The organism is Legionella anisa, assembly GCF_001467525.1.
GTDB lineage: Bacteria > Pseudomonadota > Gammaproteobacteria > Legionellales > Legionellaceae > Legionella > Legionella anisa.
This window is the reverse complement of record NZ_LNXS01000006.1, coordinates 82,448-98,183: the sequence shown is the minus strand read 5'-3', so window position 1 is coordinate 98,183 and position 15,736 is coordinate 82,448. Positions and strand designations below refer to the sequence as shown.

Here is a 15,736-nt window from a genome sequence, read left to right as displayed (position 1 = left end):
ATAATTCCTTAATTTTGTTTCTGATGTATTAAACTATAGATCAATTAAGGAACTTATACAAAAAAGCTAGAGATAAAACACAATTTTAAAGAATTAAACTATAGATTCATTCAATGTAAATCCATTCAGAATTCCTGGAGTAAATGGATTAACCTGATTATTTGTTTTTAACAGGTAACGTCCTGAATTGCTGTTGATTTCAAAGAGAATTTGCAAGCTGGAACTGTCTTGTTCATCAACGAGAACATTCACTTTTTCGAGCAGTTTAAATAAAGCCCATATTCCTTGTTCCGCAAGCTCATAGTGATTGCCTTCAATTGAATTAAGAGCAAGTTTTGCGTGGGATTGGGGCCAGGTAAAACGAATAACAGAGTCAGTGCTTTGATTGTCGGTCAATTTAGTGCTGCCAATCTGAAGTTCCAGGTTTGCAACTACAGGGTCAAGACTAATTTTTTGCAGGCTAAAATCAATTTTACTTTCTTCCCCATGGTCAGGGAAAAACATATTGGTAATAATATTTGCACGTATCAGCGCATCTAATGTTTCTGATGCTATAGGTAACACGGAATCATTTACTGCTTTAGGTTTCCATTCTGCACTGGAAATATCCAAAAATGGTTTCACATAGTTTTCAGTAAATGAATTTAAGGCACCATGCGTAGAAAAGAAATGATTGAAATCGTTTATTGCGATTTCTTCTTGTTGTGATGCGTCAAAAGGATAGCGTCTGGCAATAGTGGTTTGGAATTCTCTATAAACGGTCTGCTGCCATTGTTGATTGATGTACTGACGACTGTCTTTGATCAGTATCACCCAAGCGTCACTTGCTAATTGTTTTGTCCATGTACTTAGAGGTTCGGGTAATAGTCGTGCTTGATTATAAAGCAAACTGACTGGATCCGAAGCGCTGTCACTAGCAAAACGTGTTTTAGTAAGATTAAATGCGGTTTTACCCCCATCATTTATCATGGATAAAGTTGAAATAAAGCGCTCCAAATCAACGATTTTCAGACTTAACTCTTTAGTGCTGGAAAGGCTCATTAAGTTTAAATCAGTAAATTGATTGGCAATAGATTGATTGAATAGAGATGTGCTATTGGTCAAGTCCGCCTTGGTTTCCTGTTGGATTAAACCGATCATTTTACTCAGTGCATGAGATTGTTCCAGATTTTTAACTACTTGCCGGCCTGCTTGATAATCTTGATAATGTAAGGGTTGTGATTTGCGCATGAATGTTTGCCACCAGGTGACATAATCAAAACAATATGCCTGAGTTATCATTTCTTGTAATTGGCTTAAATCATTGCGTGCAAGAACCCAGTTTTCTTTTTGTAGACTATGGCTAATATCAGGGATTCTTTGTATGACTTCATTAAAACCTGATCGGGTAAAGTAACTCGGTAATTCGTTAGTCGCTAATATAAAACCATTCATTGCAATTTTTTGTTTGGCATTAGGTAAAAACTCTTTTGCAATAGAGTAATACAGGTAACTGGTGGGCAATGCATTTAAATAATTCCTGGCATCACTAATTACTTGTGGTTTCACGGTTATATTACGGGGTGGTTTGCTTAATAAGAGTTTTAATAGTGCCAGCTGTTTGTTTAAAGAACTTTCAGGCTGGTTTTTCCATTGAGCGGCAAACCAATCATGTACTTGCATTGCTGAAAAATGTTCGGGTTGGCTCAACATCAGGTAAATTTTCAAGGCGTTATAACGAACGACAGGGGTATTCCCTGAATTATTGATTACGTCCTCCAGCTCGCTGGTTAATGAAGGTAAAAACTCACCCTGGAGACGGCTTTCAGCATTGTGGTGCAAATTGTGCTTTAATTGATGCACTGTGGGTAGTGACAAGGAATTACTGGGAATATGGCTCATCGTTTTTGCAGCCTTGGATAAATGATAAAGGGCCTGCTTTTCTTTATTTTTCTGACTATTGAGCACATCATAAGCAAGTAATTCTTTACTTGCTTCATCCAATAAATGAGCTGTTTTATAATGGTTGTAGCTTAAGATGAGCAAGCTGATTCCAGCAATACTTGCAGTAACTGCAATAATGGGTTTTTGCGAAAACTTTCTGACTTGTGGAATTTGACTGCAATGCTCCTGAAGGATTTTTAATGCCCCTTCAACAAAATAGGCTCTGAAATTTGTCGCTTGTGGAAACGTATCTTGGACTACCAATGCATATTCATGCTGAATTTTCTTATTCAGACGGTCAATACTCACTCCACCTTGCTCTGCACTGCTAAAATAAATGGAATGTAAATTAAAAAGTTTGGGTGAAATTCCTTGAATTAATGCTTGAATAGGAGCACGCAAGCTGGCTACCTGTAATGGAAATTCCCGAATTAAACTGCGCCTCATTGTAGAACGCGCAGGATGCATTTTGTTAATTACTTGTTGACCAAGTTGTTCCGTGAGCTGATTGAATTGTAATGAATATGCTTCTATTTTTTTCTTTAATTCATTCCTACAATCAAGTGAAAAACCCAAGGGTTTCGATAAATCGGTTGTATGTTCTGACTGATAAAATTCGGTGAAGCCAGCAAGGGTATCCATTTTGGTAAACATCAGCGCAAGATTAATGGAATAACCCAGGTTCGTCCCAAATCGTTCCAACAATTGCAAATGCGCTTTTTTCTGTTCTGCAAACTGACTTGGATCTGCAATAAGCAAGTCATTTACATCAATGCATAAAACAAGACCGGTAATTTTTAGATACGCGTTGCATCGATTTAATTGTTTCAGGGTAGTAAGCAATAAGGTTTTACTGTTGGTAAGCCAATTTTCACCAAGCTCAATAATGATTCCTTTCTGATTAAAATATATTTTGGCATGTTGTTCGCTGAAAACGGGTATTTCTTCCATATTGCTTTGCTTCAATATGGCCGACTTCCCTTGAGCATTCTTACCGGTAATCACTATAAAAGACAGCTGATTGCTTTGTGGCTTTAATTGTGAAAGTATTTTTTTTATAGCATCACATAATGCGCGTAAAGAATTGTCCATCAGCTATCCAGGAGAGCAAGTTGGGTATGTCCAAATAAAACGTTTTTTGCTTTATTTTCCAAGAAGTATTGGCTGGTCAAAAAAGCAAGTGTTACCACAGTAACCGCAGTAATCAAAGTAATTATGACCGCTTTATAATTTTTTTTAACAATTTTGGGTATAGGGTTTTCATTAAATAAACGGCGTGGTTGATTAAAACGATTTTTCTGAATGATTTGATAAAGATCTTCAATATAGTTATCCAAAACCTGTCGTCCATCCGGTTTGAGATGGTAATGACCCTCAAAGCCAATAATTAGAAAAAAATAAACCAATTCAATAAGATCAAGGTATTGGTTTGGTCGTTCTTTTATGTAATTAAGGATTTCAAAAAAACGATGCTGTGGTTGAGCGTTATCATTAGTGAGTGGTGTAAAGGCTTTAAATTGAGCGGTAATTTGATATACGCGCATGTAATTTTTACCCAGGATTTCATCGATGGTCGCTGCCATTAAATAATGAGCGATGGCAGCAAAATCTGCTGGGTATTTCGATGCATCCATCTTGCTCTGAAAAGCGAGTAATTCATGTTCAATATTGTCTCTGATATTCTCAATAGCAGGTAATGAAGGGCTAAGACAGAGCCGCTCCAATAGCGATAAAAGAGGGCCTGCTGCCGCAACTAAAGCGTTAGTAGAAAAAGGAGCAATAAATAATTTAGAGCGATAGTACCCTTGCGGGACAAGCATCGTTCCCGAATCAACAAGTTGGCTGCTGACCAATGAGGCTGGATAATGCGCAACGGTCATGGTCTTGCTCCTAATAGATCCTGATTCAAGCATGAAATTCTATTGCAAACACTCTAAGTTTAAAAGAAGATGATACGTTATATATCGCTTTTAGTTCAAGTGAGTCAAGTTTTTAAACTACTAATGTGTTGTGAAACAAAAGTCACAGTCAAGGTTGTCAACGGTTTGCCTAGAGAATGAGTATTTGTTAGTTCAGTCTGCACTGTTTGAATCGCTTTGGCAATATGCCTGATTTCAATAGATATATCTGGGACTTCCACTAACGTCTTACAAACCATCCAATAGAGTTGCTGTTATTGTTGAATTTATTTGCATCCCTCATGAACAATAAGGTAATATTCTGGTTTGCCAAATATAGAACTATTTTGGTACTATATTTATAATATGGATAGAAAATTGATCAAGTGGATGTGTTGTTTCAAATTAAGACTTATTTGGTACTAGATTATTCGATTTTGAGGTGTTATGCTGCGCATCAGCAAGTTGGCCGATTATGGAACAGTTGTGATGGTTTATCTCGCCAGGCACACGCAAGAATTGTGTAATGCTCGCGATATTGCATTACATACTCATCTGACTGTACCTACGGTAAGTAAAATTTTAAAACGTTTGACCAGTGCAGGTTTGTTATCTTCAGTACGTGGAGTGACTGGGGGATATCGATTGCGACGGCCTGCAACTGAGATTTCTGTGTCGCAAATAATTTTTGCATTGGAAGAACATCGTGGTTTCACAGAGTGCAGTTTGCAACCTAATGATTGTTCATTACAAGGTGTTTGCACGATTCAGGGTAATTGGCGATTAATTAGCCAAGCAATTGAAACAGCTTTGGATAGTGTCAGTTTAGCCACTTTGGCTAAACCAACTTTGCAAGCATATGATGTGGAGCGAGTTCGACAATTGGCAAGTGGAGTTAATCGTGGCGAAAAGCAGTGAGCAAATTAATTCTCTGCTCGATAGAGAATATCAACATGGGTTTACAACCGACATTGAAGTAGATACTTTTGAGCCTGGACTGAACGAAGACGTTATTCGTCGTTTATCAGCAATTAAAGGCGAGCCAGAGTTTTTGCTTGAATGGCGTTTAAAAGCCTATCAGCATTGGTTAACCATGTCACCTCCTCAATGGTCCAGCGTGCATTATCCGCCTGTGGATTACCAGGCTATTTCTTATTATTCAGCACCTAAAATGAAAAAAGATGCACCCAAGAGTCTGGATGAGGTGGATCCTGAGTTACTAAGAACCTATGAGAAACTGGGCATTCCTTTAAGAGAACAAGAAATGTTGGCTGGTGTTGCTGTTGATGCTGTTTTTGATAGTGTTTCTGTGGCAACTACGTTTAAAGCGAAACTCGCTGAAAAAGGCGTTATTTTTTGTCCTATCTCTGAAGCAGTGCATAAATATCCAGAGTTGCTGATGCAATATTTAGGATCGGTAGTACCTTATCGTGATAATTTTTATGCTGCGTTGAATTCGGCTGTATTTAGTGATGGTTCTTTTGTGTATGTTCCCAAAGGGGTGCGTTGCCCGATGGAGTTATCGACTTATTTTCGGATTAATGCGGCGTCTACAGGACAATTTGAGCGTACCTTGATTATCGCTGATGTAGACAGTTACGTTTCTTATCTTGAAGGCTGTACCGCGCCCATGCGTGATGAAAATCAGCTCCATGCAGCGGTAGTCGAATTGGTTGCTTTAGATGGAGCACAAATTAAATATTCTACGGTCCAAAACTGGTATCCAGGTGATAAGGAAGGAAAAGGAGGTATTTATAATTTTGTGACGAAGCGCGGTGCTTGCCGTGGCAAACGTTCCAAAATTTCCTGGACGCAAATTGAAACAGGCTCAGCAATTACCTGGAAATACCCCAGTGTGATTTTACAAGGAGATGATTCCGTTGGTGAGTTCTATTCAGTTGCCTTAACCAATAATTATCAACAAGCCGATACCGGCACTAAAATGATCCATATTGGAAAAAACACGCGGTCAACGATTATTTCCAAAGGGATTAGTGCAGGACGTGCACATAATGCTTATCGCGGTTTGGTTCGTATTGCACCAACAGCAACGAATGCACGTAATTATACTCAGTGTGACTCAATGCTTATGGGCTCTGAATGTTCCGCGCATACTTTTCCTTATATAGAGGTCAAGAACCCCACAGCGCAAGTAGAACATGAAGCAACGACTTCCAAGATTAGTGAAGAGCAATTGTTTTATTGTCAACAACGCGGAATCGATACAGAGGATGCTGTTTCGATGATTGTAAATGGTTTTTGTAAGCAGGTATTAAAAGAATTGCCTATGGAATTTGCGGTGGAAGCGACTAAATTGCTAGGTCTAAGTTTAGAAGGGGCGGTAGGTTAATATGTTAAAAATCAAAGAGTTAAATGTTGAAATAAATGACCAATCCATTTTGAAAGGCATTAACCTTCAGGTAAGTGCAGGTGAAGTTCATGCCATTATGGGGCCTAATGGCTCAGGAAAAAGTACCCTATCCAAGGTATTAGCTGGCCATCCTTCTTATCAAGTGACTCGTGGAGAAATAAACTATTTAGAGCAGGATTTGACTCCTTTGTCTCCTGAAGAAAGAGCACGTGCCGGTATTTTTTTGTCGTTTCAATATCCGGTGGAAATACCTGGGGTAACGAACGTTAATTTTCTTAAAGCTTCTGTTAATGCAGTACGTAAAGGTCAGGGAAAAAATACACTTGATGCCATTGAGTTCCTGACATTCATTCGGGAGAAATGTCAGTTACTGGAAATGGATGAAAGCTTTTTATATCGCAGCATCAATGAAGGATTTTCTGGTGGCGAAAAAAAACGTAATGAAATTTTACAGATGGCCGCTCTGGAACCCAAGCTTGCTATTCTTGATGAGACCGATTCAGGCTTGGATATTGACGCGCTGCGTATTATTTCTCATGGTGTTAATGCCATGCGTTCCTCAGAACGTTCTATTATTTTAGTAACGCATTATCAGCGCTTGCTTGATTATATTGAGCCTGATTTTATCCATGTGCTGGTAAATGGTCGTATTATTATGTCTGGTGATAAATCATTAGCACTTGAATTAGAGAAAAAAGGGTACAGCTGGCTTGAGGAAACGGTGTAGTGATATGAGCGAGATTTTGGATTTTTACCAACAACGAGCAAAAGCGGGTTTATCTACTTTGCCTTGGCTTGCCCAATTGCAAACTAAGGCATTAATGGATTTGAATCGACTTGGATTTCCAACGCGACATGATGAGGATTGGAAATATACCCGTGTTGACGCATTATTAAATCAGCCTTTTATGCATTCTGCAGATAGCATAAAGGAACCTGTGGCTACGGCCGGTAATGACAAAATAAACTCTGATTTGCCAATAAATCAGCATCTGTTGATTCGCAATGGACTCATTTCCGGTGTGGAGCAGCTTGCTAAGACCTTACCTAAAGGAGTGTTAGTTCTTCCTTTATCTATTGCATTAACACAGCATCCGGACTTGCTTAAGCCTTATCTGGGAACTGTTTTAAAACAAGAGCATGGTTTTCATTATTTAAATACGGCGATGATTCACTGTGGTGTGTTGATTTATATTCCATCAGGTGTCGTTCTTGAAGAACCCATAGCCTTAACTCATGTACAGACTCAAGCAAATCAGGCCGTTTATTTGCGACATTTGATTGTGGCTGAGGGAAACAGTCAGGCTGCAATCATTGAAGATTATCAAGGGATGGCTGATTGCTGCTATTTGACGAATACGGTAACCGAGATTGTTGTGGGTGCTGGTGCAAAATTAACGCATTATACGGTGCAAAGAGAGAGTAAATCTGCTTTTCATGTAGGCCACCTGTCGGTGAAACAATTAGAAGGCAGCGAGTTCGCCAATCATTCTTTAAGTCTTGGTGGACAATGGGTGCGTTCTGATATCAGTTTGTATTTGCACGAAGAAAAAGCACATTCTTTGATGAATGGGATTTATGCTCCTGCTGAAGGACAACATGTGGATCATCATACCACAGTGCAGCATCTGGTGCCTGATTGCAGCAGCGAACAGGATTATAAAGGCATTCTCACTGGACATTCGCGCGCAGTATTTAATGGTAAGGTATTTGTTGCTAAAGATGCACAGCATACTGATGCCAAACAACAAAATAAAAACCTATTACTCTCAGCAAATGCAGAAGTGGATACCAAGCCGCAGTTGGAAATTTTTGCTGATGATGTATTGTGCTCTCATGGTGCGACGGTTGGACAATTGGATGAGGAAGCATTATTTTATTTGGCAACTCGTGGAATTGGTCGGCTTGAAGCATCGCATTATTTAATTCATGCTTTTGCTCGTGATAATCTGCGGCTTATTCCCCATCGCGAATTAGCGGACTACATGGGACATTTATTAACACAACAGTTGGGGTAAGCTAAATGGACGCTTTGGATATTCAGGCAATTCGTAGAGATTTCCCTGTACTCAATCAAAAAGTAAATGATTTTGATTTAATTTATTTTGATAATGCAGCAACGGCGCAAAAACCTAAAGCGGTGATTGAAGCTGTTTCTCATTATTATGAACATGATAATTCGAATGTACATCGTGGTGTGCATACTTTAAGTGTCAGAGCAACGGAGAGCTACGAAGCTGCCCGTTCCAAAGTGAAGCGTTTTATCAATGCGAATTCACCGCGTGAATGTGTTTTTGTACGTGGAACAACTGAAGCGATTAATTTGGTAGCACAAAGCTTGGTTGCACCGCGTATTTTACCTGATGAAGAAATATTAATTACGCATATGGAACATCATTCCAATATAGTTCCCTGGCAGATGGTTTGTAAAAAAACCAGGGCCAAGCTGCAGGTTGCTCCCATTTCTCTTGACGGTGAGATCTTATTGGATGAATTTGCCAAGAAATTAAATAAAAACACTAAATTTGTGGCGATTACGCATGCTTCGAATGCTTTAGGCACTATTAATCCCGTTAAAGAAATGATTAAGATGGCGCATGATGTTGGTGCTGAAGTATTACTCGATGGCGCACAAGCCGCTCCTCATTTTCCTGTAGATGTACAAGATTTAGGATGTGATTTTTATGCTTTTTCCGGGCATAAATTATATGGTCCTACAGGTATTGGTGTTCTATGGGGTAAAGAAGAACTTCTGAACGCTATGTCTCCTTATCAAGGAGGAGGCGAGATGATTAATTCCGTTACTTTTGAAGCAACAGAATACGCTGCGGTGCCCAGTAAATTTGAAGCAGGTACTCCTGATATTGCCGGCGCAATTGGCTTAGGTGCTGCTATAGATTATTTAGAATCTTTGGATATGGAAGCAATCATCGCTTATGAACAAGAGTTGCTAGACTATGCAACTGCCGGAGTTCGGTCGAGCGGATTTAATATTATAGGTACTGCCAAACAAAAAGTACCGGTTGTCGCTTTTGTACATGGAACAATTCACGCCCATGATATCGGCACTATTTTAGATAGTGAAGGAATTGCGATACGGAGTGGCCATCATTGTGCCATGCCGTTGATGGATTTTTATAACGTTGCTGCCACTTCACGTATTTCCCTGGCATTTTATAATACCAAAGAGGAAATTGATGCATGCATACAGGCATTGCATCGGGTTAAAGAGGTATTTGCATGAGCGCTGAATTGCGAGAGCTTTATCAAGAAATCATTATCGATCACAATCGCAACCCACGCCATCATTATGAAATGAAGGATGCGACGACGCAAGCAAATGGTTTTAATCCTTTATGTGGGGATAAATTAACGGTGTATGCCAAAATAAAAGAGGATGTGATTACTGAGTTAAGTTTTCTGGGATGTGGTTGTGCTATATCCCAAGCATCAGCCTCTTTGATGACTGACTCGATCAAAGGGAAAACCATAGAAGAAGCTCATGAAATGTTTCATCGCTTTCATCATATGTTGACTCAAAATGAAGAAGGTCAGTTACGTTATATGGATAAGTTGACAGTACTTGCAGGAGTGAAGGCTTATCCGGCACGGGTAAAATGTGCTACCTTGGCTTGGCATACTTTGGAAGCTGCATTGAATAAAGACAGCAATGTGGTAAAGACCGAATAGCGGTTTATTATAAGTATTAGATGGATGCAGCCTGGGTGCAGCGCAGCGAAACCCGGGGATGGAGTGGATGTCATGATCCCGGGTTTCGCTGCGCTGCACCCAGGCTACAGTTACCAGAAAACGCAGGTACTTTATGTTTGGTTTTAAGAAAAAACAGGATGAGGAATTACTGAAAGAAGCTATTGTTAATGCGCTTAAGGGTGTTTATGACCCTGAGATTCCTGTGAATATTTATGATTTGGGCTTAATTTACGATGTCTCGATTGATGATGATGCCCATGTTGCAATTCAAATGACCTTAACTACTCCTGGTTGTCCTGTGGCACAAACTTTTCCAGGAACAGTAGAACAAGCAGTCAATAAAGTAGAAGGTGTTCGCGATTGCTCTGTGGAATTGGTCTGGGAGCCGCCTTGGTCTCAGGAGCGAATGACCGAAGCAGCGCGACTTGAATTGGGAATTTTTTATTGATGTGGCACCCTTCAGCACCGATCGAATTTTTACGCCAACGCGCGGAATTAGTAACAAAAATACGTTTGTTCTTTACGGAACGCGGTTATTTGGAAGTAGAAACGCCAATTATGGCGAGATATGGGACAACCGATGTTTATCTAAGCAATATCAAAGCCACTTTTCGCGGTGAAACTTATTGCTTACAGACTTCTCCTGAATATCATATGAAGCGTTTGCTTGCGGCAGGAAGTGGTTCTATTTTTCAAATAGCGCGTGTATTTCGCGATGATGAATTAGGACGTTGGCATAATCCGGAGTTTACTTTACTCGAATGGTACCAATTGGGTATTGATCATCATGCTTTGATGGAAGAAATGGATCTGTTCCTGCAACGTGTTATGCAATCTAAACCCATGATCAAAAAAACCTACCAACAGGCTTTTCTTGAAGCGTGTAGTATCGATCCATTGTCTGCAACTCCCATGCAACTTCGTGAGCTATTGGCGCATTACGATTTGGATAAAGTCCTGCCTCCTCAAGAAGAGGATAGGGATCAGTATCTTTTTTTATTGATGAGTCATGTTGTAGAACCTTTTTTGGGGAAGCAAAGCGTCCCGGTTGCAGTATATAATTTTCCGGCATCACAAGCTTCCTTGGCACAAGTGAGTCATGGTGTCGCAGAACGTTTTGAGGTTTATTATCAAGGAGTCGAGTTGGCTAATGGTTTTCATGAGTTAACCGATGCCGCTGCCCAAGCAAAACGCTTTGCTCAGGACCAAAAAATAAGAAGCGAAAAAGGCTTGCCTTTCATGGACGCAGATCACTATCTTTTGCAGGCTTTAGAGCATGGTTTGCCTTCATGCAGCGGAGTCGCTTTAGGTATTGATCGGCTGTTGGCTTTAACTTTAAAACAATCTGAAATTGCGAAAATCATTTCTTTCGATTTTGCCAGAGCATAGATGTTTTATGTGTTTTTCCTGCTTCACTCAATTTAAATCTTATTAAAAAATCGAAAGAGCCTCCATTTTCCTTTCAAAGTGCTTTTTGTTTGTTATGTCAACAGAATAAACAAATACAGCCTTCAATGACTGAATTAATGGTCTAATATTAAATATATGGTTCTTTTTATTGGTAATAAATCATGATAAGGACTGAAGATGTTTTTAAACCTGATTTTAACAGCAAATCAGATTTTAAAGGTCCCATAGTATTACATATGATTGATCAGGAGGGTTTTGGTGATGTTTCTTTAGGAATGAAAATAGCTAAATTTCTAGCAAAAAAATATCCCGATGCTCCGATTTATGTTATGGCTAAAGAAGATTCAATTCAAAAAATAAAGCAGATTGAACCGAGTTTCTTAGAAGGGGTGGTGCATCCTCAAATTCAAGTAGTTGACTGGACAAATACGCATGGTTCAGTAATCAAAGGAATATGTGACAAAGCCCAACTTGCAGTAGAAACTGCTATTTTCGATAACTCATTATATTACTATCATAAAAATAGTCATTGTACTAAAATTTTTATTGGTGAATATGGACTTTATGAAGAAACAAATTATAAGCCACCAATAATTAATTTAAGTGGCAATGTAGGCAAAAAAAAGACAGGTGAAGATTATCCTGGAATTTTAATTGAACCGGATTTAAAAGAATTTTCACGCCTGCCTCCCACTGCGAAACAGGATGCTCGTGCAAAAATACTTGATGGGCTCGATCCTGCTTTAAAAAAGCAAGTATTAGGTAATTCGGGCGATGATTCTTCCTCATTTATTAAAAATAATAGCTTTGCCTTTTCTTACTATAATTTTCATGTTTCTTACAAAAGAGCCGCTACGGTTTTTGCCGCAAGTAATGAGCCCGGGAAACATGCTAATTATTTTGTGAGTGCTTCAAAAAAGGATGGTAAGGACGAAAAAGTACTAGGGATGCTTCAAGAACCAGACTTTCAAGAAAAGCTAAAACAACTGGGATATACCAGACTGGTTTTTTATACTGGAGACTCGGAAGAGCCTCAAAAAGAAATTATTTTAGATAAATCAAATCCTAATGGACGGGAGTTTAGAGTATTTGAACGAAATCGATTTACTCATGATACAACACTGGATTTAATGCGCTTGTCAGATCTCTGTGGGGTTGCTGGTGATCAATCCCTTACTGAGGCGTTTTCTCTCGGTACGGTCCCTATACCTGAAGAATGGTATTGTCAACGTACTATAGTAGGTCAAATTGCGAATACACATTATCGTGGTACTGCAATGGAAACAGTTGATAAAAATACTTGGAATGTTATGGATTCTGTAGAGAAATGGGCTGAAGCTGGGGAGCATATACGAAAACACCGTTCAGGTGTACAATCTGTAATCACCAGATTTCAAGAAGAAGCAAATCTTTACAACGCACTCGATCACCGACTGAATTTGGAAATAGATAAACCGAGACAAGAAAACATTGATAAATACAATCAAGCGTTTATTAATGCTCTTGAGGTAAATCAAAAAAGTCTAAAGAAGGACAAAGATAAAGCTTTTTATATCGCTACAGAAATAGCGCGTTATTATGCTAAGTGGCAACCAAGTGAACCGCTGACCATGAGTAAAATACTCGATACAATGAGTGCACATGTTGGTAAAAGAATTTCTCACATTGACAATATTAGCTACATTACAATTCAAAAGAAAGATTATGATTTAGTACGTAGTGAGCGCAGTGGCAGTTTTATAAAGAGACATATTACTCATAGTCCCTCACGCAACAAAGAATTATTCACCAAACTCGAATCGTTACGGCAACAATATTTTGCGCCCATGCGTGACGTTGGAACGAGTACACAAGAAAAAGGGAGCAAGATCAAAGAACAATTATTGGGAATATGTCACGAACTTACAGAAAACGATCTTGATTTGGCAATAAAATATTTGGCAGGAATGAAGATAGATAAACTCGGTGAGGAGATTGGTTTTGGACATACTCAATATGTCGGTGAAACTTTAAGCGACTCGTACCACTTCGTTGAAAAAATAACACCGTGTGAAGAAGATAAGTCAATCAAAGAAAATCAAGAATTTACTATTACACTCGAGAGTTACTATTCAGCTGATGCAACATATAAAGTGACTCTTTCTCGAGAACAAGTGTACGAATTTTCAGAGCGGCAAAAAGAACTGGAAGCCCAGTCAACATACAGTTATTAAAAAGCAAATTAGAGAGCCGCTCTTGTTTCTTGATCCAATTTATACCAAATCAAACTTGGGATGCTCAACTTCGCTGAGTTTTTCTCTTTGAAACGCCAAGTATGCAGTTTTTTCTTTCTCAGTAAATGTTTGAAACTCGGTGATTTTTGCAGTGATTCGTTCTTTGAGAATTTGTTGATATTGAGAATAATCTTTAGCATTTTCCACAAAATCTTTAGGGGTATTATAACAATAATGCACATAAGCAATCTGATTTTGAGCTGCTTCAGTGAGCGTAGATTTCGTTGGAGTGCAGCCAAAGAAGCCTTTAATCGCTAAAATAAAGGGCGAAGTAATGAGCTTTTGTAATTCTTGAGCGATTAAATTAAACTCCTCCATGCGCGCTACAGGAATACGGTCTAACTCTCCATTAATCAATTCAACATAATCTGCTTTTAATTTGCTCGAAAAGGTCATGATAAATAGGCTCAGTAAATGATAATTGTGCGTATTATATAAATTTTGATCATAAAATGGCAATAAAAAGAAGTCTCCTGCTGTTTTGGAGCGCCAGAACATTCAGGGTTTTTGCAAAACCTGTGTATTTTTTGCAAAGCACATTCTTCTTCAAGAGACATTTCAGGAATGTCAACGGATAAGCATCCCTATAGAAAGCATTCATTCCAGCTTAAAAAAAGTATGAGGCAGCGCGGCTGCCTCATAAGAAAAGGAATAAAGGGGCTTAAGGGGTAAAAGTCCGGGTACAGCGAACTGGAAAACTTGCGCCCTTCGATAGACTACCGAAGATGTTACCCGTCGGGAAGTCCGCGAGCTGCGCCTCGGAGTTCGGGTCGAGCGTAGATTCCGTTGAACTCCAGTGGAGTGTGGGCGAAAACCCGCCAAAGTTACAGGTAGTTGCAAGGTTGGAGCACAACGCGCTATGAACTGCAGACAACTCATTTAGTGCCGGAAGATACCAGTCTGAGCTGATGTTTCTGCAGCGTTGGGCCGCGCAGTTATCAGTATCGACATTACAAGCTCCAGAAGCGACAATGGCATTGGTATTGGCAAACCCCATCATCAAGGCTTGTTGCGCCAGTATTAGAAGGCATGATTGTCCATTGGCTAGAAAACCCTTGAGCGACATCAATAACGACCTTGCCACTGCCGCCGCTTTCCTCAAATACCAATCCTCCCAGATGCGAAAAAGCAATCAAGGTTTGCGGACTATTGGCGGTGTTACTGCCGCTGACGGTAATCGTACAGGGTGCGTAAGGGGTGTTGGAAGTCAATTCCAGCGTGCAGGTGGCTCCAGGTGCCACACTGGCGCAATTGCTGTCGTCAACGGACAGGTTGGGACAGGCTGTCATGTTGCTGACCGTAATCGCATTGGCATTGACGGCACTGCCGGCATCATTGGTGACTTCTAAAGAAAGCCCCGCTCCGGATACAGTAACGACCCGCCCTTGCTGGGCAGGATTGGTAATGCTTATCTGCGGCAGACTGGTCACCGTCACATCGACATTCACGGTATTGGTATTGTCCCTGGGGTATCGTCACCTTTTTTTATACACAAGAATTTTTAATAATCAATATTAATGCAAATAACACACTTTGATCTAAGTTTGTGTCATTCCCGCGCAGGCGGGAATCCATCTCACAAACAAAGTAAGGAATTAATTTGATGGATAGATTCCCGCCTGCGCGGGAATGACAAGATATAGAACCAATATGATCATTAAAAGTTCAATGAATTGATTGTGGCACCAGCCGCGAGGCCGCGCGTAATATTTAAGCTGTTGGCAGGGCTTGGCTGATAACATTGGTTTGGATTGGGACTGCCATCGGAATTGGCCTGACACACTACAGGGCCACTGTGAACACCGTTTCTGGGTAGCGCCTGGCCGTTAATGGCAAGATTTAACGTGCAAGTGCTACCCGCTTGTCCTTTCGGGGCTAATTGACAGGGTGCGGTTTGAGAAATCCCTGCCATCGGCTGGATGACCAGCTTTTTAGGTTTGCCAGACTGGTTGTGCACCAGATACTGCATGGTGGCGGTTCCATTTTCCGCCACGGTCTGGGTAGGATTGTTTCCTGTTGCTGGCTGGATAATCCACAGAGGGCCTGCCGCCTGTGCTGAGGCCACATCAGCCAGGATAACAAGCCAAACAGTATCCTGTTCCGCAACGTATTTTGGGTCGTTCTGTGCATGGTTTTATCCTTAAGCCACA

General features: G+C 40.0%; 14 protein-coding genes. 9 read left to right on the top strand and 5 right to left on the bottom strand.

What is annotated here, in order from left to right; translation table 11 throughout:
- Positions 1 to 93 precede the first annotated feature (93 nt).
- Positions 94 to 3,015, bottom strand: a complete 2,922-nt coding sequence (icmF, locus tag Lani_RS03120) for a type IVB secretion system protein IcmF (RefSeq protein ID WP_019234527.1) — start codon at positions 3,013 to 3,015, stop codon at positions 94 to 96.
- Positions 3,015 to 3,803: a type IVB secretion system protein IcmH/DotU gene (icmH, locus tag Lani_RS03115; RefSeq protein WP_019234526.1), complete on the bottom strand. Its 789-nt coding sequence runs from the start codon at positions 3,801 to 3,803 to the stop codon at positions 3,015 to 3,017. The genes icmF and icmH overlap by 1 nt, the downstream gene beginning before the upstream one ends.
- 465 nt (positions 3,804 to 4,268) lie before the next feature.
- Here icmH and Lani_RS03110 point away from each other — a divergent pair, with 465 nt between their 5' ends.
- The 9 genes from Lani_RS03110 (at position 4,269) to Lani_RS03070 (ending at position 13,526) form a co-directional block, all read left to right on the top strand.
- Positions 4,269 to 4,739 carry an SUF system Fe-S cluster assembly regulator gene (locus Lani_RS03110; protein ID WP_019234525.1) on the top strand — a complete coding sequence of 157 codons (471 nt, stop codon included), beginning with the start codon at positions 4,269 to 4,271 and terminating at the stop codon, positions 4,737 to 4,739.
- Positions 4,723 to 6,171 carry a Fe-S cluster assembly protein SufB gene (gene sufB / locus Lani_RS03105; RefSeq protein WP_019234524.1) on the top strand — a complete coding sequence of 483 codons (1,449 nt, stop codon included), beginning with the start codon at positions 4,723 to 4,725 and terminating at the stop codon, positions 6,169 to 6,171. Before Lani_RS03110 ends, sufB begins: the two co-directional genes overlap by 17 nt.
- 1 nt (position 6,172) lies before the next feature.
- A complete protein-coding gene (gene sufC / locus Lani_RS03100) occupies positions 6,173 to 6,919 on the top strand; it encodes a Fe-S cluster assembly ATPase SufC (protein ID WP_019234523.1) in 747 nt (248 codons plus the stop codon).
- 4 nt (positions 6,920 to 6,923) lie between these two features.
- Entirely contained in the window at positions 6,924 to 8,210 is a 1,287-nt protein-coding gene (gene sufD, locus Lani_RS03095; RefSeq protein ID WP_019234522.1) for a Fe-S cluster assembly protein SufD, read from the top strand.
- A 5-nt stretch (positions 8,211 to 8,215) separates the two neighbouring features.
- Positions 8,216 to 9,436 (top strand): cysteine desulfurase, encoded by a 1,221-nt coding sequence (locus tag Lani_RS03090; protein ID WP_019234521.1) that lies wholly within the window; start codon positions 8,216 to 8,218, stop codon positions 9,434 to 9,436.
- The gene (sufU, locus tag Lani_RS03085) at positions 9,433 to 9,882 is read left to right on the top strand and encodes a Fe-S cluster assembly sulfur transfer protein SufU (RefSeq protein ID WP_019234520.1); all 450 of its coding nucleotides are present in this window, start codon (positions 9,433 to 9,435) and stop codon (positions 9,880 to 9,882) included. The genes Lani_RS03090 and sufU overlap by 4 nt, the downstream gene beginning before the upstream one ends.
- Before the next feature lie 133 nt (positions 9,883 to 10,015).
- Entirely contained in the window at positions 10,016 to 10,351 is a 336-nt protein-coding gene (locus Lani_RS03080; protein ID WP_019234519.1) for an SUF system Fe-S cluster assembly protein, read from the top strand.
- Positions 10,351 to 11,292: an elongation factor P--(R)-beta-lysine ligase gene (epmA, locus tag Lani_RS03075; protein ID WP_019234518.1), complete on the top strand. Its 942-nt coding sequence runs from the start codon at positions 10,351 to 10,353 to the stop codon at positions 11,290 to 11,292. The genes Lani_RS03080 and epmA overlap by 1 nt, the downstream gene beginning before the upstream one ends.
- Positions 11,293 to 11,474: 182 nt before the next feature.
- Positions 11,475 to 13,526 (top strand): hypothetical protein, encoded by a 2,052-nt coding sequence (locus Lani_RS03070; protein ID WP_019234517.1) that lies wholly within the window; start codon positions 11,475 to 11,477, stop codon positions 13,524 to 13,526.
- Between the two features lie 39 nt (positions 13,527 to 13,565).
- On the opposite strand, the gene Lani_RS03065 is transcribed toward Lani_RS03070, so the two are convergent.
- The 3 genes from Lani_RS03065 to Lani_RS03055 all read right to left on the bottom strand — a co-directional run bounded on the left by Lani_RS03065 (position 13,566) and on the right by Lani_RS03055 (position 15,543).
- Positions 13,566 to 13,982: a hypothetical protein gene (locus tag Lani_RS03065; protein WP_040523010.1), complete on the bottom strand. Its 417-nt coding sequence runs from the start codon at positions 13,980 to 13,982 to the stop codon at positions 13,566 to 13,568.
- A gap of 554 nt (positions 13,983 to 14,536) precedes the next feature.
- Positions 14,537 to 15,034 (bottom strand): IPT/TIG domain-containing protein, encoded by a 498-nt coding sequence (locus Lani_RS20695; RefSeq protein WP_019234515.1) that lies wholly within the window; start codon positions 15,032 to 15,034, stop codon positions 14,537 to 14,539.
- Positions 15,035 to 15,243: 209 nt separating this feature from the next.
- Positions 15,244 to 15,543, bottom strand: a complete 300-nt coding sequence (locus tag Lani_RS03055; protein WP_127908257.1) for a hypothetical protein — start codon at positions 15,541 to 15,543, stop codon at positions 15,244 to 15,246.
- Positions 15,544 to 15,736 lie beyond the last annotated feature (193 nt).